Raw genomic sequence first — 25,143 nt, 5'->3', positions numbered from 1 at the left:
ATTCCGTCCATTTAAAGGGCTTATTGTCTACTCTTTTAGATACAATTTGTGAACCAAACGGTGGCTAGGCGCTGTCGATGGAAAGGCCTATCTCTTGGTCATCGAAACGACGAACACATCGCCGCTTCACACAAACCAAGGAGATAGAAGATGAAAAAGTTTGTTCTTGCTACTGTTGCTGTTGTTCTGAGCGCCGGCGCAGCTTTTGCTGAAAACCCAAATGTTGGCACCCCTGCTGATCTTTATGCAAATGACCGCACTCCAGTTGCTGCCCAGCAGGTTGATAACACTGCGACCGCTTCGATTGGGCAGAAGACCTATCAGGATGGTTCTGCTCATCGCTTTGGAGACGCGTCGCCTTCGAGCTTCCAGAACTAAGACTAAATTATTGAACAATCCCGCCTGACGGATCAATCCGAAAGGCAATCCCAGTTATCTCCCCGGTGGATGGCATTGATGCCACTCCGGTGCCCCGGAAGCACTGATGCCATCCAAAGGGCGGTTAAAAAGGAATAGAAAAATGAAAAAGTTTGCTCTTGCTGCCGTAGCCGTTGCTCTTAGCGCCGGTGCTGCTTTTGCTGAAAACCCAAATGTTGGCACCCCTGCCGATCTTTATGCGAATGACCGCACACCCGTTGCAGCCCAGCAGGTTGATAACACTGCAACCGCTTCCATTGGCCAGTCTTCGTTCCAGGATGGTTCGGCTCATCGCTTCGGTGATGCATCGCCTTCGAGCTTCCAGAACTAATATCGGCACCAGCCGGTAAGACGACACAAAAAGGCGAAGCCCATGAGGCTCCGCCTTTTGTTGTTTTTATTGCCGCCTCAACGGACATTATATCATGCGCGTAACGATTGCCTTGATTTCGCGCTCGAAGAAGTCTGAGAAGGCTGCAATACGCGGCGGCAGTTTCTGGAATGGCGGATAATAAAGAGTAAGCCAGAGCTGCGGCGGCGACCATTCCGGCAGAATCTGCACGAGACGCCCGGTGCGCAGATGCTCAGCCACAATAAAGGCCGGCAGCATCGCAGCCCCTGCCCCACCAGCCGCCATATTGGCCAGCACTTCACCATTATTGGCGCTGATCATACGCCCCGCAGATACATTGACCGTCGAACTTCCATCTGACAAAACCCAGTTTTCCCGGCGGCTTTCCGAACTATAGCCCAGACATCCATCCGATGTCAGCTCGCTCGGATGCGTTACATCAACATATGGTGTACCGGGCGCTGCGACCAGAATGCGCTTGATCTCAATAATCTTGCGCCAGATGGTGAATTTATCCGATGGTGCGCCTGAAATGCGGATCGCCAGATCGAAATCCTGCTCGACAATATCGAGCATCTGGTCGGTCAGCGAAAGCTCGACCTCAATTTTTGGATAAAGCTCGCGGAACGCTGACAGTATCTGCGGCAACACCTGCTGACCAAGCGACATCGGCGCATTGATCCGCAAGCGCCCCTGATCTGCCTTATGCACATTCATCAGTTCCAGCCGCGCAGCTTCCAGTGCATTGACCGCCGGTTCAATACGCGCCGCAAAGACCGCGCCGTCGCTCGTCAGTGAAACTTGCCGCGTGGTGCGAACAAAAAGCTGTACGCCCAATTCCTCCTCAAGTGCAGCGATTGTGCGGGTGACGGAAGCCGGTGTCATATCCATCTCGCGCGAGACCTGCGCAAAGTTGCGCTTCTCGGCAGCCAGAAGAAAGGTTTTCAGTGCTTTAAGTTCGTTCATCCGATTATTGCATTCGTTGTAATATAATCGCAATATTTGCATCAATTGTTATCAACAATCAATCCCATTAGATTGGCTTCAACAAGATTATGGAGCGGTCATGCCGCAGAAAGGCAAACATCATGCTGAACCAGATCAGAGGCCTTCATCACGTCACGTCGATGGCGGCTGATGCACGCCAGAACAACAGCTTCTTTACCGATACACTCGGCCTGCGTCGCGTGAAGAAGACGGTGAACTTTGACGAACCAAGTGTTTATCACCTCTATTATGGTGATGAAGTCGGTACCCCCGGCTCGGTCATGACCTACTTCCCGTTCCCGAACATCGTGCGCGGTCGTCCGGGCGTTGGCGAAGTCGGCGAAACCGAATTCGCTGTGCCAAAGGATTCACTTGGCTTCTGGAAAGACCGTCTGGTCGCAAAAGGCGTAACCGGCCTTGAAGCTGACCGCGTGTTTGGCGCTGAACGTCTGCGTTTCCAGGGGCCGGATGGCGATGGCTTTGCACTCGTTGAGATTGACGACGACAAGCGTGCGCCATGGATCAGTGCGGGCGTTTCCGAAGATGTCGCTATCCGCGGCTTCAGCGGCGCACGCATGCGGCTTCACGACATTGACGCCAGTGCCGAACTGCTCAGGTTCATGGGTTATGAACGCGCTGAAACCCAAGGCAATATCAGCCGCTTCATCATTCCAAATGGCAATGGTGCCGATACGGTTGATCTCGAAGCCCTTCCTTCGGCACAGGCTGCACGTCAGGGCGCAGGTTCTGTCCACCACATCGCCTTTGCCGTACCGGACCGGGCTGCACAGCTTGAAGTGCGCAAGGCGCTGATGGACACAGGCTATCATGTCACACCGGTGATCGACCGTGATTACTTCTGGGCGATCTACTTCCGCACCCCGGGCGGCGTGCTGTTTGAAATTGCCACCAACGAACCCGGCTTTGACCGCGATGAAGACACGGCGCATCTGGGCGAAGCACTCAAGCTGCCAAGCCGCTATGAGGCCTATCGTGATCGCATCGAAGCCAATCTTGAGCCTTTGACTGATAAATAACTGGATGCCTCCGGCTTTGCCGGAGGCACCCTCCTTTGGAGGATTATCATGACAAAAAATGAATATCTCAGCTTCCGGCGCGAAGGTGTTGCCGGTTCGCCGGTCGTCATCGCGTTTCACGGCACAGGCGGCAATGAGCACCAGTTCACCGGCCTGATCGACCAGATACTGCCCGATGCAGGTATTGTCGCGCCACGCGGCGATGTATCGGAATTCGGTGCCAATCGCTTCTTCCGCCGTACAGGCGAAGGCGTCTATGACATGGATGACCTTCACCTGCGCACGGAGAAGATGCTGGGCTTTATCAGCGAGGTTCGTGAGCAGCATCCGGGTCGTGAAATCTATGCGCTCGGTTATTCGAACGGAGCCAACATTCTGGCATCCATGCTGTTTGGCGACCCAAACCTGTTCGACCGTGCAGCACTCATGCATCCGCTGATCCCATGGACACCGGAACCGCAGCCCGCACTCTCCGGCAAACGGGTTCTCATCACGGCTGGCGAAGTCGATCCGATCTCGCCAATCAAGCTCTCAAAGAGCCTGATTGAATGGTTCAAAGCACAGGGTGCAGACGTCAAATCCCTGATTGCACCCGGCGGGCATGAAATCAGTCCCGTCGAATTGGAGAGCCTTGAAAACTTTCTGCGCGCTGCCTGATAAAATTATCTCGCAGTGAGCGGACGAAACCGAACCACGCCCCGGTGAGCAAGCTCGCCGGGCTTTTTTCGTTTCCGCCCCAACACAGCGTTCTTTTCATTATTACATAATACGTAATATAGTCACAATTATTGTTGCAATTGTTATCAATTATCGATCCGGCTAATTTGGGTTCAACAAGATCGCAGGGCAAGAGGCAAGCGATCACCACCACAGACCAAACTCAAAACCAAACGGAGATAATCATGTCCAACAAGCTCGAAGTTCTCACCCCATCGAACAGCCAGATCATCTTCATCGATCATCAGCCACAGATGGCTTTCGGCGTGCAGTCAATCGACCGTCAGGTTTTGAAGAATAATACTGTCGGACTGGCAAAGGCCGCCAGGGTTTTCAACATTCCAACCGTCATCACCACGGTTGAAACCGACAGCTTCTCCGGCCAGACCTATCCGGAACTGCTTGATGTTTTCCCGGATTCACCGCTTCTCGAACGCACTTCGATGAACTCTTGGGACGATCTGAAAGTCCGCGAAGCTCTTGCAAAACGTGCTGCTGAAGGCCGCAAGAAGATCATCGTTTCGGGCCTCTGGACCGAAGTTTGTAACACCACTTTCGCTCTTTCAGCCCTCAACGACACGGATTACGAAATCTACATGGTCGCCGATGCATCGGGTGGAACCTCGCTGGAAGCCCATAATTATGCAATGGATCGCATGGTTCAGGCTGGCGTTATCCCTGTCACCTGGCAGCAGGTGCTGCTTGAATGGCAACGCGACTGGGCACACCGCGAAACCTATGATGCTGTTATGAACATCGTGCGAGAACATTCGGGTGCTTACGGCATGGGCGTCGATTACGCTTACACCATGGTGCATGGCGCAAAATCACGCAGCCAGCATAATGGCCCACGCCTCGCGCCAAAGCCAGCGCTTTAATTGAGATATGGCCCGGCACAAAAGCCGGGCCACTTCAGGCCGGTATTTCTGTACAATCATCAGAACGGCCGTGCGTGATATTTAAAGCCGAAGTGCTTTTTCCAAATCCATCCCCCATTCAAACCATCTGAATTCTGAAAAAGGAAACAAGATGACCGCCGCCACTCCCCCCAAACAGGATGCCACTTCCGGCTCCGCCGGCCCATTGAGCTTCCCCGTTTTCAGAGCGCTCTGGATCGCAACCATCATCTCCAATATCGGCACATGGATGAACGATGTTGGCTCCGCATGGCTGATGACTTCGCTCTCGCCAAGCCCTATGTTTGTGGCGCTCGTACAGGCCGCAACCACCATGCCGATGTTCCTGCTGGCACTTCCTGCCGGTGCCATGGCCGACATCGTTGACCGCCGCAAACTTCTTCTGGGTGCACAGGTTCTGGGCCTCGTCGGCGCTGCAACACTTGCACTGCTGACCCTAGCCGGTCTCACCACACCCTGGGTGCTTCTTGGTGTGACCTTCGTACTCGGTATATCGGCGGCCCTTAGCGCCCCTGTCTTTCAGGCTATCGTGCCGGAACTCGTCGACAAGCAGGCACTGCCTGATGCGGTTGCACTCAACAGCCTTGGCGTCAATATTTCCCGTGCTATCGGCCCGGCACTTGGCGGCGTGATTGTTGCACTGGCTGGCATTCCAGCCGTCTTCGCGCTGAATGCAGTCTCCGTTATCGCTGTTTTGATCGTTGTTTTCTTTTGGAAGCGTACACCGACCCAATCGGCTCTGCCTGCTGAACATTTCTTCGGCGCGCTGCGTGCAGGCTACCGCTATGCACGTCACTCGGCTGCGATGCGTCTTGTTCTGATCCGTTCGGCTGGTTTCTTCCTGTTCGGCAGTGCTCTTTGGGCGATGCTTCCGCTGGTTGGCCGTCGTGAACTCGGTCTTGATGCTGCTGGCTATGGCGCTCTTCTTGGCTGTATGGGTGCGGGTGCCGTACTTGGCGCGCTCATTCTGAAAAAACTCCGCAAAAACGTTGCTGCAAACACCATTTCCATCTGGGCAACGCTGCTATTCGCCTTTGCAACCCTCACACTGGCACTCGTACCCAATGCATGGATCGGTGGCGCCGTCATGTTCCTTGCTGGCCTTGCCTGGATCGGCATGCTGACCTCGCTCAATGTTGCAGCACAGATGGCTGCACCCGGCTGGGTCAAGGCACGTGCTCTCGCTGTTTACCTTCTGGTTTTTCAGGGTGCCATGACCGGCGGCAGCATCATCTGGGGTACGCTTGCATCGCGCTTCAATGTCACAACCGCCCTCGTCGTTGCAGCCATTGCTTTGGTCATCTCTCTGGTGCTGGCTCGTATCTGGCAACTGCCAAAAGACTCGACCACAGATCTCGCCCCTTCAAACCATTGGGCAGAACCTGTTGTTGCTGTTCGTCCTGAAGGTGATCGCGGTCCGGTTCTGATCGAAATCGAATATAAGATCGAACCAACGCGTATTACAGAATTCACCACGGCACTGCGCAAGTTCAGTGCAGTTCGTTACCGGGATGGCGCTATTCGCTGGGATGTGTGGGAAGACGTGGCTGTGCCCGGGCGTGTGGTTGAAGCCTTCATCGTTGAAAGCTGGATCGAACACCAGCGCCAGCATGCCCGCATCACCCATTCAGATCAGCTTGATCAAAAGACCCTGAACAAGTTCCATCTGGGGGATACTCCGCCGGTTGTGAGGCATCTGATCAAACCGAATAAAGATGCTTCTGAAAAGCGCCATTGACGAGTCGTTATGCCAGAACAAAACGTTCCGATCTCTTCCGCTTCATGCAAAAGCGCTTGAAACATCCAAGAACTTGAACAAGCGAGCAGGTAGTATTTCGCCATAAGATACAAAAAAGGCACAGGGGTATGACCAAAACCGATAACCTCTTTAATCTCCCTGTGCGCGACGGATTGGATATGCTGCCCGAACCTATCGACCTGCCAGTTGACTGGCTAAGCTGCAGTGAATTTCGACACCCTTTATCAAAGCCTGCCTCAAAGCGCGTCCCAGAATCCCCCTGCTCTCAAACCGACAACACGCGTTTACGAACGAAAGGACCATCATCATGACCGACAATGTAAAATCCCGTCGCTCTGCCTCTCTCAAGACACCAAGCGGTTTTTCGGAAGAAGCCGTGAAGGAGATTTCCGGTGGCATCACTGCCCTGCTCGCAGATGTGTTTGCGATTTATCTCAAGACCAAGAATTTCCATTGGCATATGTCTGGCGCGCATTTCCGCGATTATCATCTGCTGCTGGACGAACAGGGCGATCAGATTTTTGCGATCACCGACGATCTGGCAGAACGCGCCCGCAAGCTTGGTGGCAACACGCTGCGCTCTATCGGCGATATTTCGCGCCACCAGCGCATTCTCGATAATGATGCGGAGTTTGTGCATCCGCATGAAATGCTCGCCGAGCTGCGCGAGGACAACAAGGCGCTTGTTGAAAGTATGCGCGTGCTGCACGAGCTTTGCGACGAATATGGCGATGTGGCAACCGCAAGCCTGCTCGAAAACTGGATCGACGAAGGCGAACGCCGCGTTTGGTTCCTGTTTGAAACGCTGCGCGGTACCAATGGCTGATCGCAGGATCAGTCACACAAAAGAAAGGGGCCGTTGGCCCCTTTTTCGTTTGTGCACGAGGTGAAGCTCAAACCCGCGCACCCTATACCCAAGTATAGAGTAGCAAAAACTCAGGTGTATGGTTTTGCACTCATAGTACGGTTTCGCACAACGCCGCATCATCCCAAAATCCTCCCATATCCAACGCAGTTCAACGACTTTACGGGAGATCGATGATGTCACACTTTACAGCACCAGTTGACCAAAAGCAGCCACGCCTTCCCCTCGACAAGTTCGCAAGCGAGACATCGATCAAGGTCTCGGCCTTGTTGCTAAATGCCGTAAAGCTTCTCGAGGAAGATGAGACAATTGCGATTGATCTGGTCAACCAGGCTTCAAGCCTGCTCGGCACACGCATGGTCGACGGCAATGATGTGGCCGACCGGATCGTTGTTGGCGGGCTGGCATCATGGCAAGTCAAGCGCGTGCGCCGCTATATTGATGAGCACATTTCCTATACAATTTTGATTGATGACATGGCCCGTCTGGTGAAGCTCAGCACTAGCTATTTCTCGGCAGCCTTCAAGAACAGCTTTGGCGTTTCACCACATAACTACATCATTCAGCGTCGCGTAGAGTTTGCCAAGGACAAGATGCTCAATAGCAACACGCCTCTTTGCGAAATCGCGCTTGATTGCGGCCTTTCCGATCAGGCTCACTTGTCGCGTGTGTTCCGCCGTATCACCGGTACGACACCAAGCGCATGGCGCCGTTATCAGACCCGTCCGAATGTTAGGGCGAATATTGCTTCAAATCTCGCAGTCGCGGAAATCTACTGACGTTTCACGCGTGAAAGTTTTCAGCCGATGCCGCAATCGCCTCCCTCAATGCGGCAATGAAAACACGGACCTTCGGCAAGACCAGTCTGGTGGTCGGATAGACTGCCCAGATATTGAGTGTTTCAGGTCTTGCTTCACCGAAATCAAGCCTGACCAGACGCCCCGCTTTCACATCGTCACTGACATACCAGGTCGATAGAAGGGCAAGCCCACCGCTCGCAAGGCAGGTGGCATAACAGCCCTCCATCGTGTTGGCGGAAAAGCGGGCGTTAAGACGAATGTGCTTTTCGCCTTCGGGCGTCGAGAAAGTCCAGTGTGTTGCAGAGCCGAGCGGCAGGCAGTCATGCTCTGCAATCTGATCAGTCGCGTGCGGTATGCCGCGTCTGGCCAGATAGTCCGGGCTTGCGACGATGCAACGAGGATTGTCGCTGAGCTTCTGCGCAATCAGGCTGCTGTCGCGCAGCCGGGCAATGCGGATCGCGAGATCCGTGCCGGTCGCAACCAGATCGGGCAAGTGATCCGTGAGATCAAGCGCGATACGCAGTTCGGGATTCAGCTCAAGCAGTTGCGGCACAAGCGGCGTGACATAGCGAAGACCAAAGGCGACGGGAACCGAAACACGCAAAAGACCTGCCGCACCTCTGGCTTCTGCCCGCAACAGCGCTTTGGCTTCGGTTTCATTTTCGATCATCGCGCGCGCAAAAGGCATGAAGGTTTCACCTTCAGGCGTCAGCGAAAGCGAACGTGTCGTGCGATGTAGCAGCCGGACACCGAGCATTGTTTCAAGAGCAGCGAGACGGCGTGTGGCAACCATCGGCTGGAGACCAAGCCTCCGGGCCGCTTCAGCCAGGCTTCCGGCATTCACTGCCGCCAGAAATACAACAACGTCATCCGTATTCATTATATCGTTTTTCGTTATACCGGCAGATCTTTCAAGATCACTAAAACGAAAATAGATAAAAAGCTAGATAGTCAGACACCGATCGCGATAGGGCGGCCATGGCTTCAAGGTGCCTTTGATAGCCGTCCTATCCAAGTTTTTCACGCGTCGTTCCGCCGGAAAGCGCCTTCCACTTTCTTCGGGACCAGCCACAAGAGGGCAGAAAAATGGACCATAACAACCAATCTTCAACGCAAGCCGCGCAAGCCGGCGCCGGTATCGGCACAGGAGCTCTGTTTGCAATGGCAGTAGCCAGCGGCGTGGCGGTTGCAAATATCTATTACAATCAGCCGATGCTCGGGATCATCGAAGCAGATTTTCCAAATGATCCGATGACGGGCTTCATCCCGACAGCAACGCAGCTTGGCTATGCCGCTGGTTTGTTCTTCCTGCTTCCGCTGGGGGATATCGTTCACCGGCGCAAGCTGATCATCGGCCAGTTCATCATTCTGGCAGTCGCGCTTGCTATTGCCGCTATCGCACCATCGGCGCTGGCTCTGGTGATTGCATCGCTCATCGTGGGTGCAAGCTCGACAGTCGCACAGCAGATCGTGCCTTTTGCGGCCTCGCTTGCCGTGCCTGAAAAGCGCGGTGCAACCATCGGCACGGTAATGGCAGGCGTCCTTTCGGGCATTCTGTTCAGCCGTACGCTTTCCGGCTTTGTCGGTGAGCATGCTGGCTGGCGCGAAATGTTCTGGATCGGTGTGCCGCTGGCGCTCTTTGCCGGTTTGCTGATGTTTTTCGCGCTGCCGAACCATCGTTCAACATCGCATATGCGTTATCACACAGCGATCCGTTCGCTGGCTAAAATTTGGAAAACGCACAGCGCGCTACGCATTGCAGCACTGACGCAGGCAGCCCTTTTTGCAGCCTTCACGGCTTTCTGGACCATTCTCGCGCTTTACCTGCAAACGCCTGAATTTGGCTTGGGCGCAGATGTTGCCGGTCTCTTCGGTATTGTGGGTGCAGTTGGTGTTTTTGCAGCACCATTTGCAGGCCGGATTGCCGACCGCAAAGGTCCGCACTTTGTCGTGCTTATGGGAGCGATCCTCACGCTGATTTCGTGGGTGATTTTCGGTCTCTGGTCGTCGCTTATCGCGCTGGTCATCGGTGTGATCGTGCTCGATTTCGGTATCCAGAGCGCTCTCGTTTCCAATCAGCACATTATCTATGCACTTGATCCGGAAGCAAGGAGCCGCCTCAATACCATCTTCATGACGGCTATGTTCCTCGGTGGTGCGGCGGGCGCTGCACTCTCAACGCTTGCATGGAAGCATGGCGGCTGGCTTGATGTGAGCCTGCTGGGCGGTTTGCTCGCCATCATAGCGCTGGCTATTCAGTTCGTCGCTTTTCGTGTTCGCAGCTCGATTGCTGCCCAACATTGAGAGGAGTGTGTCATGCGCAAACTCAAAATAAGGATTGTGGGAGGTTCGCTTGCCGGATTGTTTGCAGGCATCCTGCTCAAGCGCGACGGCCACGACGTAAGAATCTATGAGCGCTCTTCATCTGGACTGGCCGGACGTGGAGCGGGACTGGTGGCGCAGGCTGAAGTGTTTCATATTCTGCGTGTGCTGGGATTTGAACGGTTGGCACGTATCGGAGTCATCGCCGAAGAGCGTATCTACTTCAACCGCGACGGCAGCATTGCTGATCGCATGAATATGCCACAAACTCAGATTTCCTGGGATGTGCTTTATTCGACGGTGGCCTCTCAGTTTTCCACTGACGATTATATTCTCGGCCACCGCGTTCACAAGGTCACTGCAAGCAAAAGCGGTGCAGTCATAACCTTTGAAAATGGCGAAGCTGAACATGCTGATCTTGTGATTGGGGCGGACGGGCTTGGTTCGGTTGTGCGGTCAGCATTGAACGAACGGGCAGAGAACCAGTATGCGGGCTACACAGCTTGGCGTGGACTTATCGCTGAAAACGTCCTTCCGAAAGAGGCGTCCGTACTTATTGATCGTTTTGCTTTCTACACTACGCGCGGCATACATGTGCTTGGCTATCTTGTTCCGGGATCGCACGGCGAAGTTCAGCCGGGCAAACGCCGCTATAACTGGGTCTGGTTCCGACCCGTGGATACGACCAGCCTTCAGGCGGAATTGACTGGTCAGGACAATCGAAGCTTTGAATTTTCGCTCCCACGCGGAGAAATGTCTGTTGAGCGTCGAAGCAGACTCCATCAGGATGCTCTCGCGATGCTGCCGCCGCCTTTCGCATATGCAGTCAGTGCTGAACCTTTGCCTTCCATTCAGGGAATATTCGATTACGAAGCTCAGCATATAGCGGGCGAATGCGTTGCACTGATCGGTGATGCGGCCTTTGTCGCGAGGCCACATACAGCCATGGGTGTTGCGAAGGCGGCAGGTGATGCGCTTTCCCTGCGTGAATGCCTGCATACCGAACTCAAACTGTCGTCAGCGCTTGCTCGCTACGAAGCGGAACGTTTGCCAGTAGGCAAAACGGTCGTCGCTTATGGTCGCAGACTGGGTGCAACGGCGCTTTAGATTGTATTTTATACGAATATTGCTCTCATCAAGAACCGGCCAAACGTGCGCAAAAACTCTCAAATGCAGGCATTAGCAAGGTTCTGCGAATGAGGATAATGCGTTTGAAACATATAATTCGCGGCCTTTGGCCTGGAGTGAGAGCTACGTGTTCAACCAGGCATGGTGACGGATTGCTACACCTTCATTTTCAGGGGAATGGACCAGCACTTTTGTTCCGATTTTCGCCAGGACAGGGGAGGTACACCCTTTAAAGTCCCAAACGTGCGCGTAAAATGCGCCTGATCTGAGAAACCGCAATGCGCGGCGATCTCTCCGATGGGCAGAGATGAATTTTTAAGCAGGTCCGTGGCAATTTCAATTCTGTGATCCATCAACCATTTATAAGGTGATTGCCCGGTTGAAACTTTGAATGCCCGGGAAAAATAGGAAAGCGAAAGGCCACATTCTCCTGCAATTTCTGACAGTGAAACTTCACCCGTAATATTCGCGGCCAATAAATCTTTTGCACGTTTAAGCTGTCGATGAGTCAAGCCGCCGCGTTTGAACGCTGCCGACTGCTGCGCGTTCCCATAGGTCGACAACAGATGAACGATCAGACCTGCACCAACATAGTCCAGCATGAGCTGACTGGCCTGATGGCGTCCATCGAAGAATGGAAGCATCGAGCTTACGATACCGGTGACGACGGGATCATTCGTGTTTACACCAGGGGCGATATTGAAATCACGGAACTTCTGGGGTCCGATCTCTTCCTCAAGTGTGATTAAAGCGCGCCGTGATATATGAAAATTGACGCAATCAAAGCTGGATTGTAAGTCCGCAGACCACACCCGCGAGTAGTCATAGACGGTAAAACTTCCGGCGGCGCCTCCCCGAAAATCTAAATCTGAACCATCTACCCATAAGGCCCCTTTGTAATCACGAAGCTGCATGGACAGAAGAAAAGCATCTTCCTGAACATGCTCACCCGTCAAACCGTGACCTTCCGTGCTTCTCGTGAGCCTCGATGCTGAGAACAGATTCCCACTGAGTGCCGAAACGGATAGCTCCGGGACCGGTCGGGATACGAGATAATCCATCTCACTGTTGTCTGCTGAACTGCTTTTCGCCACTGTCGGGTCTCCGTCGAACTCCAATCTCAATAAGAATGATATGTTACAGGCTGGTGAATATCTTAGCTTGTCAATCCGGACGGTTAAATAGTCGGGGCCGTCTTTGTTAGAGCCCTAACGCCTCGCAGCTGCTTTTCACATAAAATGCAAATATCGTTGCCTCTTCGTGTTAGGGAGACTGAGTTTTATTGCTTTTTCGCTTTCCTCAAAACCGGATAAAGCGAGACCGCCTCCCTGCACATGGGCCAATGTATTCGCAATCGCCAGTTTTATTTCCCTGCTCGTGTAATTAGCGGTATCTGGTCCTGCACCGTCACGGTTGCGCGCCGATGGACGCGCGTCGTCTGAGATTTTGACCACAAATTCATGATGGTGGTGCTCTCCGAGTATTCTTAGCTTTCTTTGCGTGCCTGAACCTTTCAGGCTGTCGAGAGCAGCGCTAATGATATTGACGAGTGCCTGGTGGAGTTGCTTTGGCTCAGCGAACACGAACTCTTCACCTAAAAGGCCACAGTCGCTGGTAATATCAAATTCAAGAAATTCATGTTCCAACTCATCCAGCGCGCGAACGACAGCCTTCCTGATATCCACCAAACCCGCTTCAGGAAGTTTCCCTTTCCCGGCCGATTTGTAAACAGAAATGATGCCCCCGGCTGAAAAGGCTGCAGCCGCTATTCGGTCAAGGGACAGTTTCGCCCGGTGAATTTCGGGCGCGCCTTTATTTATCCATCTTAAAGCAGCGCTTGTATGCGCAACAATGGCGGTGAGTGAGTTGTTAATCTCTATTGCTATCGATTTTGCAACTTCGGCCAGGTCGGATGGATCGATATATCCTGGATTGACCACCGATACCGTTTCATCGGGAACGGTCCCGTTCCCATCACAACCGACTATTATTTGCTCTTCTGAGTTGTAGCAATCGAGATCGATGACCGTGCCAAGGGTAATGCCAAACAGTTCAAAGGCTCTTTTATCCCCATCAGATATTAAATGTACCGATCCTTGTGAGCGGATGTACAACGCAGCTTTCTCTGCCCGCTTCACCGTGACCGGCACGCAGAGAATGTTGGCATCGCCTGTTTCACCAGTTCCCTGGTAAGTTTTGTCAGATCGCAATACCTCGCTCACAATGCTGATCATAGCGAGATTGCATCCAACATCAGGATCAGGTCGACAACTTGCTTTATTGGCATGGTCGGCTGCTGCGTAACCCTGCACGACCAGACCGCTATCATAATCTCTAAACAGAAAAGCTTCATGCGCCCGGCCAAATTCAACGACCACGGCGAGTAACGTCGAAACGTTGAAACCTGAGCGCGCAACAGATATCAATCCGCCACCGCTCGACCATTTTTGCGCGTCGCTCATCTCACCCACCTAAAGTACCTTTCGGATCAACAACTAACCATTGCGCGCAGGTGAAGAGTCAATAAAGAGCGATAAAGCGGCAAGTGATTGCAATCCGCACATACAAAATATGGATTTCTAGGACATTTATCTTCAATTCTTCAGACATACGGTGACGCCAGACAACGTCAGCTTTTCTGACACTCTGGCCTTTCACATAAGCTCGGCTGATATCGCGTGAAGTTTATGATCGTTTGTCAAAATAGAGCCAGATCATCCAATCTCCGGAAGACGTCTCCCGTTATTCTCTCGTCTACAGGCACGGTCTTAAGCCGATGCAGTGTTTGCGATGGAGCCCGTTATGACAAAAGAGTTCAATCCTTCCCTCAACCGTCGTCAGGCATTGATTGCCGGTGCAGGCCTAACCTTAGTCGCTGCAGTGCCCGCTTTAGCGACAGAGCGTAAAACCACAACCAACATCCCCCAAGGAGCAAGTATCATGGCCGAAGAATTCATCACGACTAAAGATGGCGTCGAAATTTTCTTTAAGGATTGGGGTCCACGTGATGCCCAGGTGATTGTTTTCCATCACGGCTGGCCACTTTCGGCTGATGACTGGGACACGCAGATGCTTTATTTCCTGAATAAGGGATACCGTGTGGTTGCACATGACCGGCGTGGACATGGACGATCATCCCAGGTGAGCGACGGACACGACATGGACCATTACGCCGCTGACGCTTCTGCCGTTGTTGAGCATCTCGATCTGCGAAATGCGATCCACATTGGTCATTCCACTGGCGGCGGCGAAGTTGCACGATATGTCGCCCGATATGGACAGCCACAAGGCCGCGTCTCTAAGGCAATTCTGGTCAGTTCAGTCCCACCTTTGATGCTTAAGACTGCTGCAAACCCGGATGGCACCCCGATTGAGGTGTTCAATGGCTATCGCGACGCACTTGCCGCCAATCGTGCGCAGTTTTACCGCGACGTTGCTTCCGGTCCGTTTTATGGTTTCAACCGGCCTGATGCAAAAATTTCTCAGGGAGTGATCGATAACTGGTGGCGCCAGGGTATGATGGGCGGCGCTAAACCGCATTATGATGGCATTAAAGCATTCTCCGAAACCGATCAGACGCAGGATCTCAAGGACATCAAAGTTCCTACGCTCGTCACACAGGGCAGCGACGACCAGATTGTCCCTTACAAGGACGCGGCGCTGCTCCAGCACAAGCTCATTAAGGGCAGCATACTTAAGATCTATGAGGGCTATCCTCACGGCATGCTGACGACACATGCGGATGTTATCAATCCCGACCTTCTGACATTCATCAAGGGTTGATTGTTGCCGGTTAGCACTATCTCGCATAATGCGGGGGCTCGCGCTCCCGCATTATGCGTTTTGGCTATGACCACTATAGTATTTCTTTGAGAAGCAGACTGTGTGGCCTGCTGAGCTGCGCCGCCTGATATCCCTTTTTCCAGACAGTCGTGAGTTCACAGCAGGCACCAATTCCTCCCTGCTTCGAAGATCTAATCACCCCACCCCCAAAAAGACGAACAGTCTGTACAAGGGATAATGTGTCCACAAAAGGCGACGGGATACCAGGAGAATGCATCCGAAACTTCACAATAAAACAGTTTCAGAACCAGATTCCGATCGGTTCTTACCAATGGTTCCACGACCCGCGATCAATTCTATAGTCTGTATGACCTACACCAAAGTGCAGTTTCTGGTGTTCTGATTATAGCGTAATTTTCAAGAGTAACCTCGATAGTCCCCAACGAGGTTTTATCAGAGGTAAGTGTATCAACCCAGCTTCTCCCCTCTCTGGGCTTCCCCTCCCCACTTACCTCTCAAGGCCATCTTCTTCGTGTAAGAAGATGGCCTTTTTTAATCCAACAAATAAAAAATATTGATATTAATATCATTTATAATTCCGAGATTTGTCTCTCAATTATAAAATTATATTTTAATACAACACCAGTATTATCGTCCAATTATAGTTATATCGATATTGCTATGGTGATCTCACAGTGAAGCAATCGCTGCACTCAATTTAAACGGAGAGCCATCATGAAAAATGTACTTGCTTCCGCAGCCATCCTTCTGGCCACTATGGGTTACGCTTATGCTGAAAGCCCCTATGAAGGCGAGCCGGCTAATCAGGTAAGGGAAGACAAAGCATTCAATCAGCCGGACACACAGGATGCCCTGAAAAACAACGTAGCCGATCAGTCTTCGGTCATTAAGAGCGCAGATGTCACCAAAAAGCCGGTTGTTTACCAGGACGGCTCAGCCCGCGATTTCGATGATGAATTTGGCAACACCGACGTCAAATAGCTAAAAGAACTCATCTCATAAGGGTGGCAGTCGTCCCGGCGACTCCCGCCCTTTTTGCTATACTGAGCCTGCTACAGTCACAAGACGTTTATCATTACCACCCATTCACGTTTCAGATTTCCAGTCATTCGCAACACACAAAACCAAGCTTCTGCAATACATAAAACAACCCAATTTCGGGTGTTAATCGCAATCAGCAAATAGCCCAAAAATCAGCTCATCCTTACGCGCATCGAATGAATACCAGAACCAACCCTCGGATAAGGATTATATGTACCTCCCGGTACATAAGGTATATTTCCGTTCAATTCTGATAGAGAAGCCACTTCTGATTGATATCTGGTGTATTGCCTGAGCTTTTGCTGCTGTTACAGCGATAACTGGCGTCATGGACCGAACGCCTTGACGTTCAATCAACCATTGAAATGGTCGCCATATGAGAAGTGAGGTTCACATTGCCAGATAACAAAGCCGCCTTCTCTGGACAGGAAAAGGCGGCTTTTTCAAACATCACTCCCGTTACCGGTTGCCTACAGCACCTCATGGCTCCTCGCCAAAGTAAGGGGTCTGGCTTGTTTCACTTTGCCTGACGTAGCATCGGGAGTAACAAGATCGATACAACGGCTCCGTACATCATGAATGTAAAGCAATCACCATAGGAAATAATTGTTGCCTGCGTGGTCACAAGCTGATCAACCACCTGTAGTCCAATTTGCGTGTTCAGATCCACTGCATGACTGTTCAGCTGTACGCCGCGCTCAAAGGGCGATATATGACCAACAAGTCCTGAACGGGTTACCTGTGTATTGTAGAATAGAACGTACCCGACAACGGAGATACCTACCGATGAGCCGATATTGCGCATTAAGTTGTAGAAGGCCGTGCCCTGGGTTCGAAGTCCGGGCTCCAGTGTCGCAAATATCACGGTGGAAAGCGGCACAAATACAAAACCAAATCCGAAACCTTGCAGAATGCCAGTACGGATAAGCATTGACTGTGTCACTGAAGGCGTAAACAGCGACATTTCATAAAGAGCATAAGCAGTAAGGACGAATCCAAACATCAGCAGATACCTACTGCTCACATGAGTGATGAGCCTGCCAACCAGCAACATAGCAACCATCGTTCCTAAACCGCGAGGAGCCAGGATTATGCCTGCTGTCATAGTCGGATAATCCATAAGGTTTTCGAGATAGGGGGTCAGCAACGAAAGCGTTGCGAGCAATACTGCTCCAACGACGAACGCAAGAATAATCCCGACCACGAAATTCCGATCAATAAATAGCCTTCGATCGACGAATCCATCGCTTTTCGAAGCGGTATGAACAATAAAAATCCAAAGACCGATGATAAAGAGCGCGAATTCGAACATGATTTCACGAGACGAGAACCAATCCAACTGCTCGCCCCGATCAAGAAAAATCTGAAGAGATGCGACAGCCAGCCCCAGGCTTGCAAATCCGAGCCAGTCAAGTCGCTTCTTCTCACGAGGTGAATCTGGCAGCACAGCCAGAGCGAGCATTAGAGCCAGCGCTCCGACCGGAACGTTCACGTAAAAAACCCACCGCCAGTTATAATTCTCTGTCAGCCAGCCGCCAAGCGTAGGCCCAAGGATAGGGCCGAGCATGACACCAAGCCCAAATATGGCCATTGCCTGACCTCTTTTGCTTTCAGGATAAGTGTCGAGAAGTGTCGCCTGTGCCAGCGGAACGAGTGGTGCACCAAAGATACCCTGTAACAAACGGAAAATGACGATCTCGCTTAAACTCGTCGATGTCCCGCAAAGCATCGATGCCAGTACAAAGCCGGCAATGGAAAACATAAAAAGCTTTCGGCGACCGAACCAGGATTCTAAAATGCTGGTTGCAGGCGTCATGATCGCTGCGGCGACAATGTATGAGGTCAGGACCCAGTTAATCTGGCTACTGGTAGCGGACAGCGAACCCTGCATGTGAGGCAAAGCAACATTCGCGATGGTCGTATCGAGCGCCTGCATCAGTGTCGCTATAATCACGCAGGCAGTAATGGCTACGACACTGTTTCCAGGCACGCTGCCCGTGACCACTGAATTCGGTGTCATAAGCCTGCTACCGCTTTAATGTCTCTTAAGAGGGTGTTCAAAGATCGATGATAGTTCGTCCGGATATTGACGGTGGCACTTGACCCAACCCTGAGCTCCGGTGCTTCTTTCAGGTCCTCAATATTTATGCGTATCGGAATTCTCTGGACAACCTTGATCCAGTTTCCACTCGCGTTCTGAGCAGGCAGCAGAGAAAAGACTGTGCCACTTGCAGGCGCTATGCTTGAGACCACACCTTTGAAAATGCGACCGGGATAGTTATCAACATCCACCAGCACCTCGTCCCCGTTCCGGACATGAACGAGATCGGTTTCCTTAAGGTTGGCCGTTATCCAGACATCAGTGGACACGAGCATAAATGCGGGCTGGCCTTCACTTAAGAATGAACCTGTCTGAACGTTGTCGACCTGCGTGACAATTCCTGAGAATGGAGCCGTGACGTTGGTGAGTTTGAGATTTCGCTCAGCCAGTTGCAGGTTCGCTGCGCTTTGCAGGTAACTCGCTCTGCTTTCAACGGGGCTATCAACGTCTCCCCCAAGGGATGCTAGGGTTGAGCTCGCGGCATCCTGGGTTGCAGTCAGCTGATCGCGCGCCACTTTAAGGTTCCTGGTAGCCTCATCGACCGCCTGCTGGGTGCCAACTGAACTGTGGAGAAGGGCCTGTGCTCGTGACAGTTCGCTTTCAGCATAAGCGACATCTGCCTGCGCCTGAGAAGCAGCAGCGGTATTCTGTTTATAGGTAATCAACAGCGCGCTGAGCTGATCTCGGGCACTCTGGAGCTGGGCTCGGGCCTGATTGACTGCAATCAGATAGGGTTGCGGATCGATTGAAAATAGCTCATCGCCCTGTGAGACAGACTGATTGTCTTTCACGTTGACGCGAACGATTTTGCCGGGAACGGAAGAATTTACAGCCACATTCCGTGCACCGATATAGGCATCATCTTCGCTGACTATGCTGCCGCCTGACATGTAAAACCAGGCCCCGAAACCTGCTACAGCCACAGGACCAAACCAAAGGAGACCTGATCGAAGTTGGGATTTAAGAAGGGTCATCTTTTTGCCACTCGTGAGCGGATGCATAAATCTGAAATCGGAATCCAAAATCACTTCAAATGCATACCGGAGAAACATCGATTAGTGCGAACTTCCGCTTTCAACCTCGAGTGTGTGGTCGGCGTGCCCGTCTGTAATTGAAATCCAGCAACGTCGGGCGCGAGACACCCGGACGAGTTTGTGCATATCGAGCCTGGTGTTTTCCTCCAGATGCGAAAACTGAGGCAATTTGATCTCCAGGGCATCGGGTTGATAGCGGGATTTACCGGTACGGAGATTCCCTGTCGCGCTCCCCGGATTGTCGCTGCCACAACGCCCCGCCGTTTCACGTATCAACCGTGCAAATGATGACTGGGACACGCCGTCAGCCTTATTAACGAGTGCGATCATCGGATCGAGCAGGATTGTCTCTAAAGTGAAATGCTCGGTCATTACTTACTCCAGTTGCTATTTGTCTTCGCTGAAACAAAAGCATGTTCTTTGATGAGAGGTTTTAGCGAATGGAACCAATCAATAGGGCCATCGTTATTGCCTGCATTTATATCTCGACATTAAGTGTCGGAGATACTCACACCAAAGTATGTGTCGCTTAAACATCGAGATAGATTCAACGCGCTCGCAAAGCGCGTATCTTGATGTGACAGAAGCAGATTTTCTAAAGCAGTTCTTTGAACGACTGCTTCGGTGATCTCAGCCTTTGTGCAGACCCTCCTAAATCTCGTGCAGTCCCAAATGACGGCACCGTCTTAAGCAACGACCAGATGCGAGCTTCTCAGAAGACGCCCTGGCATCATCATATTGTGAGGAAAATCTCGTGCGCCCACTCCTGTTCGCAATCATCCCTGCTGCACTTATCGTATCAGCTCCGGCATTTGCTGCTACCAAACATCTCGAAGTTGGTAAGCTAGAGTGCAATTTGTCTGGCAATTTTGGTGCAATTCTTGCCGCGAAGGAAACGACGTCCTGCGTATTCACCCCCTCCGCACCTGGTGATACCGTCAAATATACCGGTACGATTACTGAGTTTGGTCTCGACATTGGTAAGATCAAAGCGGCCAAACTTGTCTGGCTGGTGGACGCAGTCAGTGAACAGCCGAACTACGACCTCGCCGGCACTTATGTCGGCGTGGAAGCGGATGCCTCTTTTGGCCTCGGCGCGGGTGCTTATGTTCTCACAGGTTCGCAAAATGCACTGACGCTGCAACCAGTAGCAGTCGATGGTGAGGAAGGCATCAATGCCGCGGTAGGAGTTGTCAGATTTGATCTGAAACCTGCCAGCTGATCTCTGGAATAATTCGCAAGAAAGGCCGGCAATCGTCGGCCTTTTTTCATGCGCGGCTGTAAATAGCTCCGGTTTTGATGAATAGCACTACGCTGCCCCCCTGAAAGTCGGCAATGAAGTGGATTTACAGTTGCAGTCAGTATCGGGAGAGCAGAGTTCAAAAATGCGATCGTAATGCTAATTTCGCACCTTTATCTTTCGGTGCATTGACAAAAATATCTCAAAACATCGCAGAGAATACTGTCAGAATGAAGAAAGTTAGCCCGATCAGCAGCGACACGCTCAGACCCACATGATCATAGATGAGTGACCCTGTAAACGCACCTGCGACAAAGCAGATCCAGACGCTAAAATTGGCTAACGCTTTTAATGCTTCGGCTTTGTCGTCCCTAATTCGCGCAAGCGACTGACCAAAGTTAAACAACGAACCGGTAATGAAGCCACGACCGACATCTGCACCACTTACGGTCTGATGTAAGCTGTTCTGCATCCCCATCGCCAATGCGACCCAAACAAGCGCCAGATATCCGTGCCCAAGGATGGAGACACAGCAGGCGAACATGAGAACCAGAGTTTCAGCTGTCGAAACCGCAAATAATAATCGTTCACTTAAATGATCGGCGATGCAGGTCCCTGCAAAAACACCCAGAACGAAAGCGGCAATGATCGATACGATCGTCAGGACAGACGAAACGTCAAAGCTCGATAGAGCCATACCCAGATGGGTACTGTTCCCGCTCATAAATGAGACATAGAGATGATTTAATTCAACATAGCCGACAACATCAAAAAAGCCGGCAAGAAAGGTCAATGCCGCCGCAAATCGGAACGCATTTCTGGGCTTTGAAGCTCGAAAAAGTTGAGCTGTTTGCGGCATGGCCAGACCAATCGAACAATAACTGAAAAGCAATAGAGCCCGCAATCATTGTGCGATTGCGGGCTGGTTCCAATGTATCAGCGAAGCAGAGGATTGTGCCCAGTTGGGATCATCTGAATTTCCTCCCCAGTCAGATTTGTGTGAGCAGTTACCGCCTGTTCAGGCAATGCACGCAGCCACTGATTAAGAGAAATCTCCTTAAACTCAGGTGCAACGAAGAGCTCAATGAAAACAAGATCTTCATCGCCGGTGTTTTCAATATAGTGACCCGCCATATTCGAAACGAAGCCCACGTCATTGGCATTAAAGTCCATTGTGCGGGCTGCTTCCTGACCAGGGAACACTGTCATACGTCCCTTTCCGCTAAGCCAGTACTGCCACTCACTTCCATTTGGATGCCAGTGCATTTCCCGGATACAGCCAGGTTTAACCGTAACAATTGCCGATGCTATCTTTTGTGAAACAGGGAAATTACGGGAGTCGATGATCTTTACGTTGCCTGCATCGCTCTCACGGGTTGGCTTCATTTCGCTTGCTTTGAACGTGTAGGAAATCTTCGGCTTTCTTGCATAACGCGCAGCTTCAGCAATCTCCTCTTCCAGTGACTTTTTTGGCTCATCACTCGCAAAAATATAGAGTGGCTCACCCTTGGGGAGCCGTGCAATTGCTTCAGAATCCAGCTGGAAATTCTGCTGGAGAATTTCAGGTGGGGTATGTTTCAGCCAGTCTGAGAGCAGAAGCGTGCTTTCTTCGGAAAAATTTCCCTGATTAAAGACGAGAAGGAATTCGCAGCCTTCATCGCCTAGGGCCTGAATGGAATGCGGCGCTCCGGCAGGGAAAAGCCACAGATCGCCCGCGGAGACATCGTCGATAAACATCTCTCCTTCCGGCGTGAACACTGTCACCCGGGCCTTGCCGGTCAGCATGAGCGCCCACTCATCTGCAAGGTGCCAGTGCAGCTCGCGAAAACTGCCTTTGGTCAGACGCATATTCACGCCTGCGATTTCATCGGAAGCGGGCAATTCCCGTGACGTCACCTGATGCGTCCATCCGCCTTCCTGAACGCGGCGATGCGTCAGATCAAAAGAATACCAGAATGGCTCAACGACACCATGATCAGTGGGCGGAGGAACATCAGCATTAGGGTTCATTTTAACAAGCCCTGTATTCTGAGGGCCGAAATTTGAAGACGAAGCATCACGTTCTGCCTTGTAGGTTTCTGCAGCCAGCCCGGAGAATTCCGAATCCGCGTCAATTGGAGTTTTGGGAGACATGAAAGAACCTTTCCTGATGTACCACGGTGAAATGTGGATGTTTTGGTTTCGGCTCTGACAGTAATCGACGAGTTTATTCCAATGAACTATACATACGTATTAAAGATCGTATCTATCCATATGTTACGAATGGAAGAAAATTGAATTAAATAGGTTTGTTCAAGACTGCTGATTTCCATGAATGCAAAGCAAATCTGATAAGCGCAAGGGATGTGGTGTAAATGGCCGTAAGATTTAAAACGGGTGATATCGTTGGGTGGAATTCAGAAGTCGGGTATGTGACTGGAACAATCATTGAAGTTCATTCCAGCGATTTCACTTTCAAAGGATATCACCATCGAGCGTCAGAAAGCTGTCCGCAGTATGAAATCAAAAGCTTAAGAACTGATCATGTTGCTGCCCATAAGGATGCAGCCCTTTTCAAAATTTCGGAACCCAGATGAGCCATCCATTTTTCACGATCGGACATTCGGACAGAAGTACGGAACAGTTCTTTTCCCTGCTCACAAAGAATAGAGTCCGGATGATCGCTGACGTGAGAAAAATTCCGGCCTCGCGAAAAAACCCACAGTTCAATGAAGATAATTTAGCCAGCACAGCGTCTGAACTTGGTATCAGATATTTACATATTTCCGATCTTGGCGGATTGAGGTCATCCCAGAATATTCCAGCCGGGACGAACGATTTTTGGGAAAACAAGAGCTTTCACAACTATGCTGACTATGCGCTGTCCGACCGATTTCGCACAGGCCTCAATCACCTTATCGAGTGTGGTATGAACGGCTCTGTCGCCATTATGTGCGCTGAGTCTGTGTGGTGGCGCTGTCACAGACGAATAATTGCAGATTATCTGATTGCTCGCGGCGAGGTTGTTTTTCATATCATCTCTGACAGAGATCCCGAAATTGCCCACCTGACAGAAAATGCATCTGTTCAACCAGACGGCACGATCATTTATCCAGCGGTCAGGATTAGTTGTCTCTAGAATAAACCACCTATTTTACAGGCTTTCCATTGCATTCGGTTTATGATTGTTTCACATTATCTCCGTTTTGAAGACGCACTGTTCACAAATGAAAACTTTTCTCTGATGCCGCACATACGTTAGCTCGGGCCACAATATTAGGCAGGTAACCTTAAAAAACGTGGCCGAGCATAGATTATGCGGGGGGCAGATTCTGAATGACGGCAATCCAGTCCTCAAAAGACTCTTTTGGTTGTGATAAGACTGACCTCCTGGTGGATAAAAGCTTTCAGGTCAATGCACTGAAATTTCACCTGAAGCGAGGCCGGAACGCGCTGCCGCATCAGGTCAGGAACCTCGCCTCGTCCGACGACCACCTGATTGGTGTATCGCTCTCTGACAACCATTACCGCACAGTCTGGCACTCCAGCCATTCGGAGAGGCACAAATTTAACGCCGGTGACATATATCTGCGAACGTTGGATAGCGATTACTCCGCTGAACTGACTGGAAGCTTCGACTTTCTTCTCATTGAGATCGACGCTCACGCATTGGCGCAGATGAGCCACGATACGGGAATGGAAAATGTCAGCGGACTGAGACGTTCGATAGCAACGGCAGATCCGGTTCTGGGAGGGCTTGCAGCTGTCATATCGCTCAATACCTCTAATGAACTTCTGATCGAAAGCGCCTCACTTGCGATTGCAAACCATCTGTGCACGACGTACGGCATCGACAGACAGAGGAAGCTATTGAACAATAGCATTCTTTCCCTCTCAGCTCAGAGAATTGCACTTGAATATATATCAACGCATTTATCCCGGAACATCACCGTCGGTGAAATCGCTAAGGAATGCGTGCTTTCAACCTCTGCTTTTACGCGGTCATTCACTGCAACGTTTGGCAAGTCGCCGTACCAATGGATCACTGACGCAAGACTGGATCTGGCGTGTGATCTTATGATTTCGACGCCTCTGAGCATCTCAAAAATTGCAATGCGTTGTGGCTTCCACGATAATTCACATTTCGGTCGCGTATTTCTTCACCGCTTCGGAATGAGACCTGGTGCGTGGCGAAAGTTGAACGAGCATTGACAGCAAATTCCATCAGGATCAGCTGATCGAGGCCAGTCTCGACTTAAGTTCATCATAGACTGCCTGCTGTTCATCAATCTGCTGATTGATGATTTCATCATCGGCAGCACCACTCAGAGCGGCCGCCTTTTCCGTAAGAACCCGGAGATTCTCAGCAACAACAGCTAATCTTTGCTCAATTTCGCTTCGCGACAATTCCATAGCCGGCCTCACCATCTCAAAAACAATATCTGATCATTATACCTCTAAAAGTATGGAATCTTGTAAAATTCCATCCTCTTGAGCAACATTCGTTTCCGCACAATCGAGCGGGATGACCGTACGTGGCTGACCAACCGTTTTTGTATGTAAGTTCCGCTTTTTGAATATTGCCGTTCTATAATCGCATGGACAGCCGAATTGCCTTTGACAGCATCTTGCATACCGATCCA

At 51.3% G+C, this 25,143-nt stretch carries 26 protein-coding genes; 16 read left to right on the top strand and 10 right to left on the bottom strand.

Annotated elements, in window-relative coordinates:
- Nucleotides 1-150 precede the first annotated feature (150 nt).
- Both ACSME1_RS21105 and ACSME1_RS21100 read left to right on the top strand, forming a co-directional pair.
- The gene (locus ACSME1_RS21105) at nucleotides 151-378 is read left to right on the top strand and encodes a hypothetical protein (RefSeq protein WP_105708623.1); all 228 of its coding nucleotides are present in this window, start codon (nucleotides 151-153) and stop codon (nucleotides 376-378) included.
- 142 nt (nucleotides 379-520) lie between these two features.
- Nucleotides 521-748 (top strand): hypothetical protein, encoded by a 228-nt coding sequence (locus tag ACSME1_RS21100; RefSeq protein WP_435655752.1) that lies wholly within the window; start codon nucleotides 521-523, stop codon nucleotides 746-748.
- 87 nt (nucleotides 749-835) lie between these two features.
- On the opposite strand, the gene ACSME1_RS21095 is transcribed toward ACSME1_RS21100, so the two are convergent.
- Nucleotides 836-1,735 (bottom strand): LysR substrate-binding domain-containing protein, encoded by a 900-nt coding sequence (locus ACSME1_RS21095; RefSeq protein ID WP_435655751.1) that lies wholly within the window; start codon nucleotides 1,733-1,735, stop codon nucleotides 836-838.
- A 122-nt stretch (nucleotides 1,736-1,857) separates the two neighbouring features.
- On the opposite strand from ACSME1_RS21095, the gene ACSME1_RS21090 reads away from it, so the two are divergent.
- The 6 genes from ACSME1_RS21090 (at nucleotide 1,858) to ACSME1_RS21065 (ending at nucleotide 7,830) form a co-directional block, all read left to right on the top strand.
- Nucleotides 1,858-2,793 carry a VOC family protein gene (locus tag ACSME1_RS21090; RefSeq protein ID WP_435655623.1) on the top strand — a complete coding sequence of 312 codons (936 nt, stop codon included), beginning with the start codon at nucleotides 1,858-1,860 and terminating at the stop codon, nucleotides 2,791-2,793.
- A 48-nt stretch (nucleotides 2,794-2,841) separates the two neighbouring features.
- The gene (locus tag ACSME1_RS21085; protein WP_435655750.1) at nucleotides 2,842-3,450 is read left to right on the top strand and encodes an alpha/beta hydrolase; all 609 of its coding nucleotides are present in this window, start codon (nucleotides 2,842-2,844) and stop codon (nucleotides 3,448-3,450) included.
- 245 nt (nucleotides 3,451-3,695) lie between these two features.
- Nucleotides 3,696-4,388, top strand: coding sequence for a hydrolase (locus tag ACSME1_RS21080; RefSeq protein WP_435655749.1), 693 nt, complete (start codon nucleotides 3,696-3,698; stop codon nucleotides 4,386-4,388).
- Between the two features lie 151 nt (nucleotides 4,389-4,539).
- Nucleotides 4,540-6,165: an MFS transporter gene (locus ACSME1_RS21075; RefSeq protein WP_435655748.1), complete on the top strand. Its 1,626-nt coding sequence runs from the start codon at nucleotides 4,540-4,542 to the stop codon at nucleotides 6,163-6,165.
- A gap of 328 nt (nucleotides 6,166-6,493) precedes the next feature.
- A complete protein-coding gene (locus ACSME1_RS21070) occupies nucleotides 6,494-7,012 on the top strand; it encodes a Dps family protein (protein WP_105708535.1) in 519 nt (172 codons plus the stop codon).
- Nucleotides 7,013-7,224: 212 nt separating this feature from the next.
- Entirely contained in the window at nucleotides 7,225-7,830 is a 606-nt protein-coding gene (locus ACSME1_RS21065) for a helix-turn-helix domain-containing protein (protein ID WP_435655747.1), read from the top strand.
- Nucleotides 7,831-7,834: 4 nt separating this feature from the next.
- On the opposite strand, the gene ACSME1_RS21060 is transcribed toward ACSME1_RS21065, so the two are convergent.
- Nucleotides 7,835-8,731, bottom strand: a complete 897-nt coding sequence (locus tag ACSME1_RS21060; protein WP_435655746.1) for a LysR family transcriptional regulator — start codon at nucleotides 8,729-8,731, stop codon at nucleotides 7,835-7,837.
- Between the two features lie 206 nt (nucleotides 8,732-8,937).
- Here ACSME1_RS21060 and ACSME1_RS21055 point away from each other — a divergent pair, with 206 nt between their 5' ends.
- Together ACSME1_RS21055 and ACSME1_RS21050 are read left to right on the top strand one after the other, a co-directional pair.
- Nucleotides 8,938-10,155 carry an MFS transporter gene (locus tag ACSME1_RS21055; RefSeq protein WP_105708529.1) on the top strand — a complete coding sequence of 406 codons (1,218 nt, stop codon included), beginning with the start codon at nucleotides 8,938-8,940 and terminating at the stop codon, nucleotides 10,153-10,155.
- Nucleotides 10,156-10,167: 12 nt separating this feature from the next.
- A complete protein-coding gene (locus ACSME1_RS21050; protein WP_435655745.1) occupies nucleotides 10,168-11,280 on the top strand; it encodes an FAD binding domain-containing protein in 1,113 nt (370 codons plus the stop codon).
- Between the two features lie 176 nt (nucleotides 11,281-11,456).
- Here the strand turns inward: ACSME1_RS21050 and ACSME1_RS21045 are convergent, their stop codons facing one another.
- Entirely contained in the window at nucleotides 11,457-12,395 is a 939-nt protein-coding gene (locus tag ACSME1_RS21045) for a helix-turn-helix domain-containing protein (protein ID WP_435655744.1), read from the bottom strand.
- Nucleotides 12,396-12,530: 135 nt separating this feature from the next.
- The gene (locus ACSME1_RS21040; RefSeq protein WP_435655743.1) at nucleotides 12,531-13,763 is read right to left on the bottom strand and encodes a hypothetical protein; all 1,233 of its coding nucleotides are present in this window, start codon (nucleotides 13,761-13,763) and stop codon (nucleotides 12,531-12,533) included.
- A gap of 340 nt (nucleotides 13,764-14,103) precedes the next feature.
- On the opposite strand from ACSME1_RS21040, the gene ACSME1_RS21035 reads away from it, so the two are divergent.
- Together ACSME1_RS21035 and ACSME1_RS21030 are read left to right on the top strand one after the other, a co-directional pair.
- Nucleotides 14,104-15,084: an alpha/beta fold hydrolase gene (locus ACSME1_RS21035; RefSeq protein WP_435655742.1), complete on the top strand. Its 981-nt coding sequence runs from the start codon at nucleotides 14,104-14,106 to the stop codon at nucleotides 15,082-15,084.
- Between the two features lie 735 nt (nucleotides 15,085-15,819).
- On the top strand, nucleotides 15,820-16,086 hold the full coding sequence (locus ACSME1_RS21030) for a hypothetical protein (protein WP_435655741.1): 267 nt from the start codon (nucleotides 15,820-15,822) through the stop codon (nucleotides 16,084-16,086).
- Nucleotides 16,087-16,663: 577 nt separating this feature from the next.
- Here the strand turns inward: ACSME1_RS21030 and ACSME1_RS21025 are convergent.
- The 3 genes from ACSME1_RS21025 to ACSME1_RS21015 all read right to left on the bottom strand — a co-directional run bounded on the left by ACSME1_RS21025 (nucleotide 16,664) and on the right by ACSME1_RS21015 (nucleotide 19,653).
- Nucleotides 16,664-18,166, bottom strand: a complete 1,503-nt coding sequence (locus ACSME1_RS21025) for a DHA2 family efflux MFS transporter permease subunit (protein WP_105708520.1) — start codon at nucleotides 18,164-18,166, stop codon at nucleotides 16,664-16,666.
- A complete protein-coding gene (locus ACSME1_RS21020) occupies nucleotides 18,163-19,221 on the bottom strand; it encodes an HlyD family secretion protein (protein ID WP_435655740.1) in 1,059 nt (352 codons plus the stop codon). The genes ACSME1_RS21025 and ACSME1_RS21020 overlap by 4 nt, the downstream gene beginning before the upstream one ends.
- A gap of 81 nt (nucleotides 19,222-19,302) precedes the next feature.
- A complete protein-coding gene (locus tag ACSME1_RS21015) occupies nucleotides 19,303-19,653 on the bottom strand; it encodes a hypothetical protein (RefSeq protein ID WP_105708517.1) in 351 nt (116 codons plus the stop codon).
- Nucleotides 19,654-20,035: 382 nt separating this feature from the next.
- On the opposite strand from ACSME1_RS21015, the gene ACSME1_RS21010 reads away from it, so the two are divergent.
- Nucleotides 20,036-20,503: a DUF992 domain-containing protein gene (locus ACSME1_RS21010; RefSeq protein WP_435655739.1), complete on the top strand. Its 468-nt coding sequence runs from the start codon at nucleotides 20,036-20,038 to the stop codon at nucleotides 20,501-20,503.
- 220 nt (nucleotides 20,504-20,723) lie between these two features.
- On the opposite strand, the gene ACSME1_RS21005 is transcribed toward ACSME1_RS21010, so the two are convergent.
- Nucleotides 20,724-21,380, bottom strand: coding sequence for a YoaK family protein (locus tag ACSME1_RS21005; RefSeq protein ID WP_146113601.1), 657 nt, complete (start codon nucleotides 21,378-21,380; stop codon nucleotides 20,724-20,726).
- A 77-nt stretch (nucleotides 21,381-21,457) separates the two neighbouring features.
- Entirely contained in the window at nucleotides 21,458-22,654 is a 1,197-nt protein-coding gene (locus tag ACSME1_RS21000; RefSeq protein ID WP_435655738.1) for a cupin domain-containing protein, read from the bottom strand.
- A gap of 221 nt (nucleotides 22,655-22,875) precedes the next feature.
- Here ACSME1_RS21000 and ACSME1_RS20995 point away from each other — a divergent pair, with 221 nt between their 5' ends.
- The 3 genes from ACSME1_RS20995 (at nucleotide 22,876) to ACSME1_RS20985 (ending at nucleotide 24,712) form a co-directional block, all read left to right on the top strand.
- Nucleotides 22,876-23,097: a DUF2945 domain-containing protein gene (locus ACSME1_RS20995; RefSeq protein WP_435655737.1), complete on the top strand. Its 222-nt coding sequence runs from the start codon at nucleotides 22,876-22,878 to the stop codon at nucleotides 23,095-23,097.
- Nucleotides 23,094-23,639 (top strand): DUF488 domain-containing protein, encoded by a 546-nt coding sequence (locus ACSME1_RS20990; RefSeq protein ID WP_435655736.1) that lies wholly within the window; start codon nucleotides 23,094-23,096, stop codon nucleotides 23,637-23,639. The genes ACSME1_RS20995 and ACSME1_RS20990 overlap by 4 nt, the downstream gene beginning before the upstream one ends.
- 197 nt (nucleotides 23,640-23,836) lie before the next feature.
- The gene (locus tag ACSME1_RS20985) at nucleotides 23,837-24,712 is read left to right on the top strand and encodes a helix-turn-helix domain-containing protein (RefSeq protein ID WP_435655735.1); all 876 of its coding nucleotides are present in this window, start codon (nucleotides 23,837-23,839) and stop codon (nucleotides 24,710-24,712) included.
- 18 nt (nucleotides 24,713-24,730) lie between these two features.
- Here ACSME1_RS20985 and ACSME1_RS20980 read toward each other — a convergent pair whose 3' ends face one another.
- Nucleotides 24,731-24,913 carry a hypothetical protein gene (locus ACSME1_RS20980; RefSeq protein WP_435655734.1) on the bottom strand — a complete coding sequence of 61 codons (183 nt, stop codon included), beginning with the start codon at nucleotides 24,911-24,913 and terminating at the stop codon, nucleotides 24,731-24,733.
- Nucleotides 24,914-25,143 lie beyond the last annotated feature (230 nt).

The sequence above is a fragment of the Brucella pituitosa genome, assembly GCF_965577835.1.
Lineage (GTDB): Bacteria > Pseudomonadota > Alphaproteobacteria > Rhizobiales > Rhizobiaceae > Brucella > Brucella pituitosa.
This window is presented reverse-complemented; position numbering and strand designations above follow the sequence as displayed.

What these genes read in the sequence shown, in the direction of transcription:
- ACSME1_RS21025 (WP_105708520.1), bottom strand. Translation starts at nt 18,166, where the DNA reads ATGACACCGAATTCAGTGGTCACGGGCAGCGTGCCTGGAAACAGTGTC.
- ACSME1_RS21085 (WP_435655750.1), top strand. Translation starts at nt 2,842, where the DNA reads ATGACAAAAAATGAATATCTCAGCTTCCGGCGCGAAGGTGTTGCCGGT.
- ACSME1_RS21060 (WP_435655746.1), bottom strand. Translation starts at nt 8,731, where the DNA reads ATGAATACGGATGACGTTGTTGTATTTCTGGCGGCAGTGAATGCCGGA.
- ACSME1_RS21100 (WP_435655752.1), top strand. Translation starts at nt 521, where the DNA reads ATGAAAAAGTTTGCTCTTGCTGCCGTAGCCGTTGCTCTTAGCGCCGGT.
- ACSME1_RS20985 (WP_435655735.1), top strand. Translation starts at nt 23,837, where the DNA reads ATGACGGCAATCCAGTCCTCAAAAGACTCTTTTGGTTGTGATAAGACT.
- ACSME1_RS21020 (WP_435655740.1), bottom strand. Translation starts at nt 19,221, where the DNA reads ATGACCCTTCTTAAATCCCAACTTCGATCAGGTCTCCTTTGGTTTGGT.
- ACSME1_RS21000 (WP_435655738.1), bottom strand. Translation starts at nt 22,654, where the DNA reads ATGTCTCCCAAAACTCCAATTGACGCGGATTCGGAATTCTCCGGGCTG.
- ACSME1_RS21050 (WP_435655745.1), top strand. Translation starts at nt 10,168, where the DNA reads ATGCGCAAACTCAAAATAAGGATTGTGGGAGGTTCGCTTGCCGGATTG.
- ACSME1_RS21035 (WP_435655742.1), top strand. Translation starts at nt 14,104, where the DNA reads ATGACAAAAGAGTTCAATCCTTCCCTCAACCGTCGTCAGGCATTGATT.
- ACSME1_RS21095 (WP_435655751.1), bottom strand. Translation starts at nt 1,735, where the DNA reads ATGAACGAACTTAAAGCACTGAAAACCTTTCTTCTGGCTGCCGAGAAG.
- ACSME1_RS20995 (WP_435655737.1), top strand. Translation starts at nt 22,876, where the DNA reads ATGGCCGTAAGATTTAAAACGGGTGATATCGTTGGGTGGAATTCAGAA.
- ACSME1_RS21090 (WP_435655623.1), top strand. Translation starts at nt 1,858, where the DNA reads ATGCTGAACCAGATCAGAGGCCTTCATCACGTCACGTCGATGGCGGCT.
- ACSME1_RS21105 (WP_105708623.1), top strand. Translation starts at nt 151, where the DNA reads ATGAAAAAGTTTGTTCTTGCTACTGTTGCTGTTGTTCTGAGCGCCGGC.
- ACSME1_RS20990 (WP_435655736.1), top strand. Translation starts at nt 23,094, where the DNA reads ATGAGCCATCCATTTTTCACGATCGGACATTCGGACAGAAGTACGGAA.
- ACSME1_RS21055 (WP_105708529.1), top strand. Translation starts at nt 8,938, where the DNA reads ATGGACCATAACAACCAATCTTCAACGCAAGCCGCGCAAGCCGGCGCC.
- ACSME1_RS20980 (WP_435655734.1), bottom strand. Translation starts at nt 24,913, where the DNA reads ATGGAATTGTCGCGAAGCGAAATTGAGCAAAGATTAGCTGTTGTTGCT.
- ACSME1_RS21080 (WP_435655749.1), top strand. Translation starts at nt 3,696, where the DNA reads ATGTCCAACAAGCTCGAAGTTCTCACCCCATCGAACAGCCAGATCATC.
- ACSME1_RS21015 (WP_105708517.1), bottom strand. Translation starts at nt 19,653, where the DNA reads ATGACCGAGCATTTCACTTTAGAGACAATCCTGCTCGATCCGATGATC.
- ACSME1_RS21030 (WP_435655741.1), top strand. Translation starts at nt 15,820, where the DNA reads ATGAAAAATGTACTTGCTTCCGCAGCCATCCTTCTGGCCACTATGGGT.
- ACSME1_RS21075 (WP_435655748.1), top strand. Translation starts at nt 4,540, where the DNA reads ATGACCGCCGCCACTCCCCCCAAACAGGATGCCACTTCCGGCTCCGCC.
- ACSME1_RS21065 (WP_435655747.1), top strand. Translation starts at nt 7,225, where the DNA reads ATGATGTCACACTTTACAGCACCAGTTGACCAAAAGCAGCCACGCCTT.
- ACSME1_RS21040 (WP_435655743.1), bottom strand. Translation starts at nt 13,763, where the DNA reads ATGAGCGACGCGCAAAAATGGTCGAGCGGTGGCGGATTGATATCTGTT.
- ACSME1_RS21070 (WP_105708535.1), top strand. Translation starts at nt 6,494, where the DNA reads ATGACCGACAATGTAAAATCCCGTCGCTCTGCCTCTCTCAAGACACCA.
- ACSME1_RS21005 (WP_146113601.1), bottom strand. Translation starts at nt 21,380, where the DNA reads ATGCCGCAAACAGCTCAACTTTTTCGAGCTTCAAAGCCCAGAAATGCG.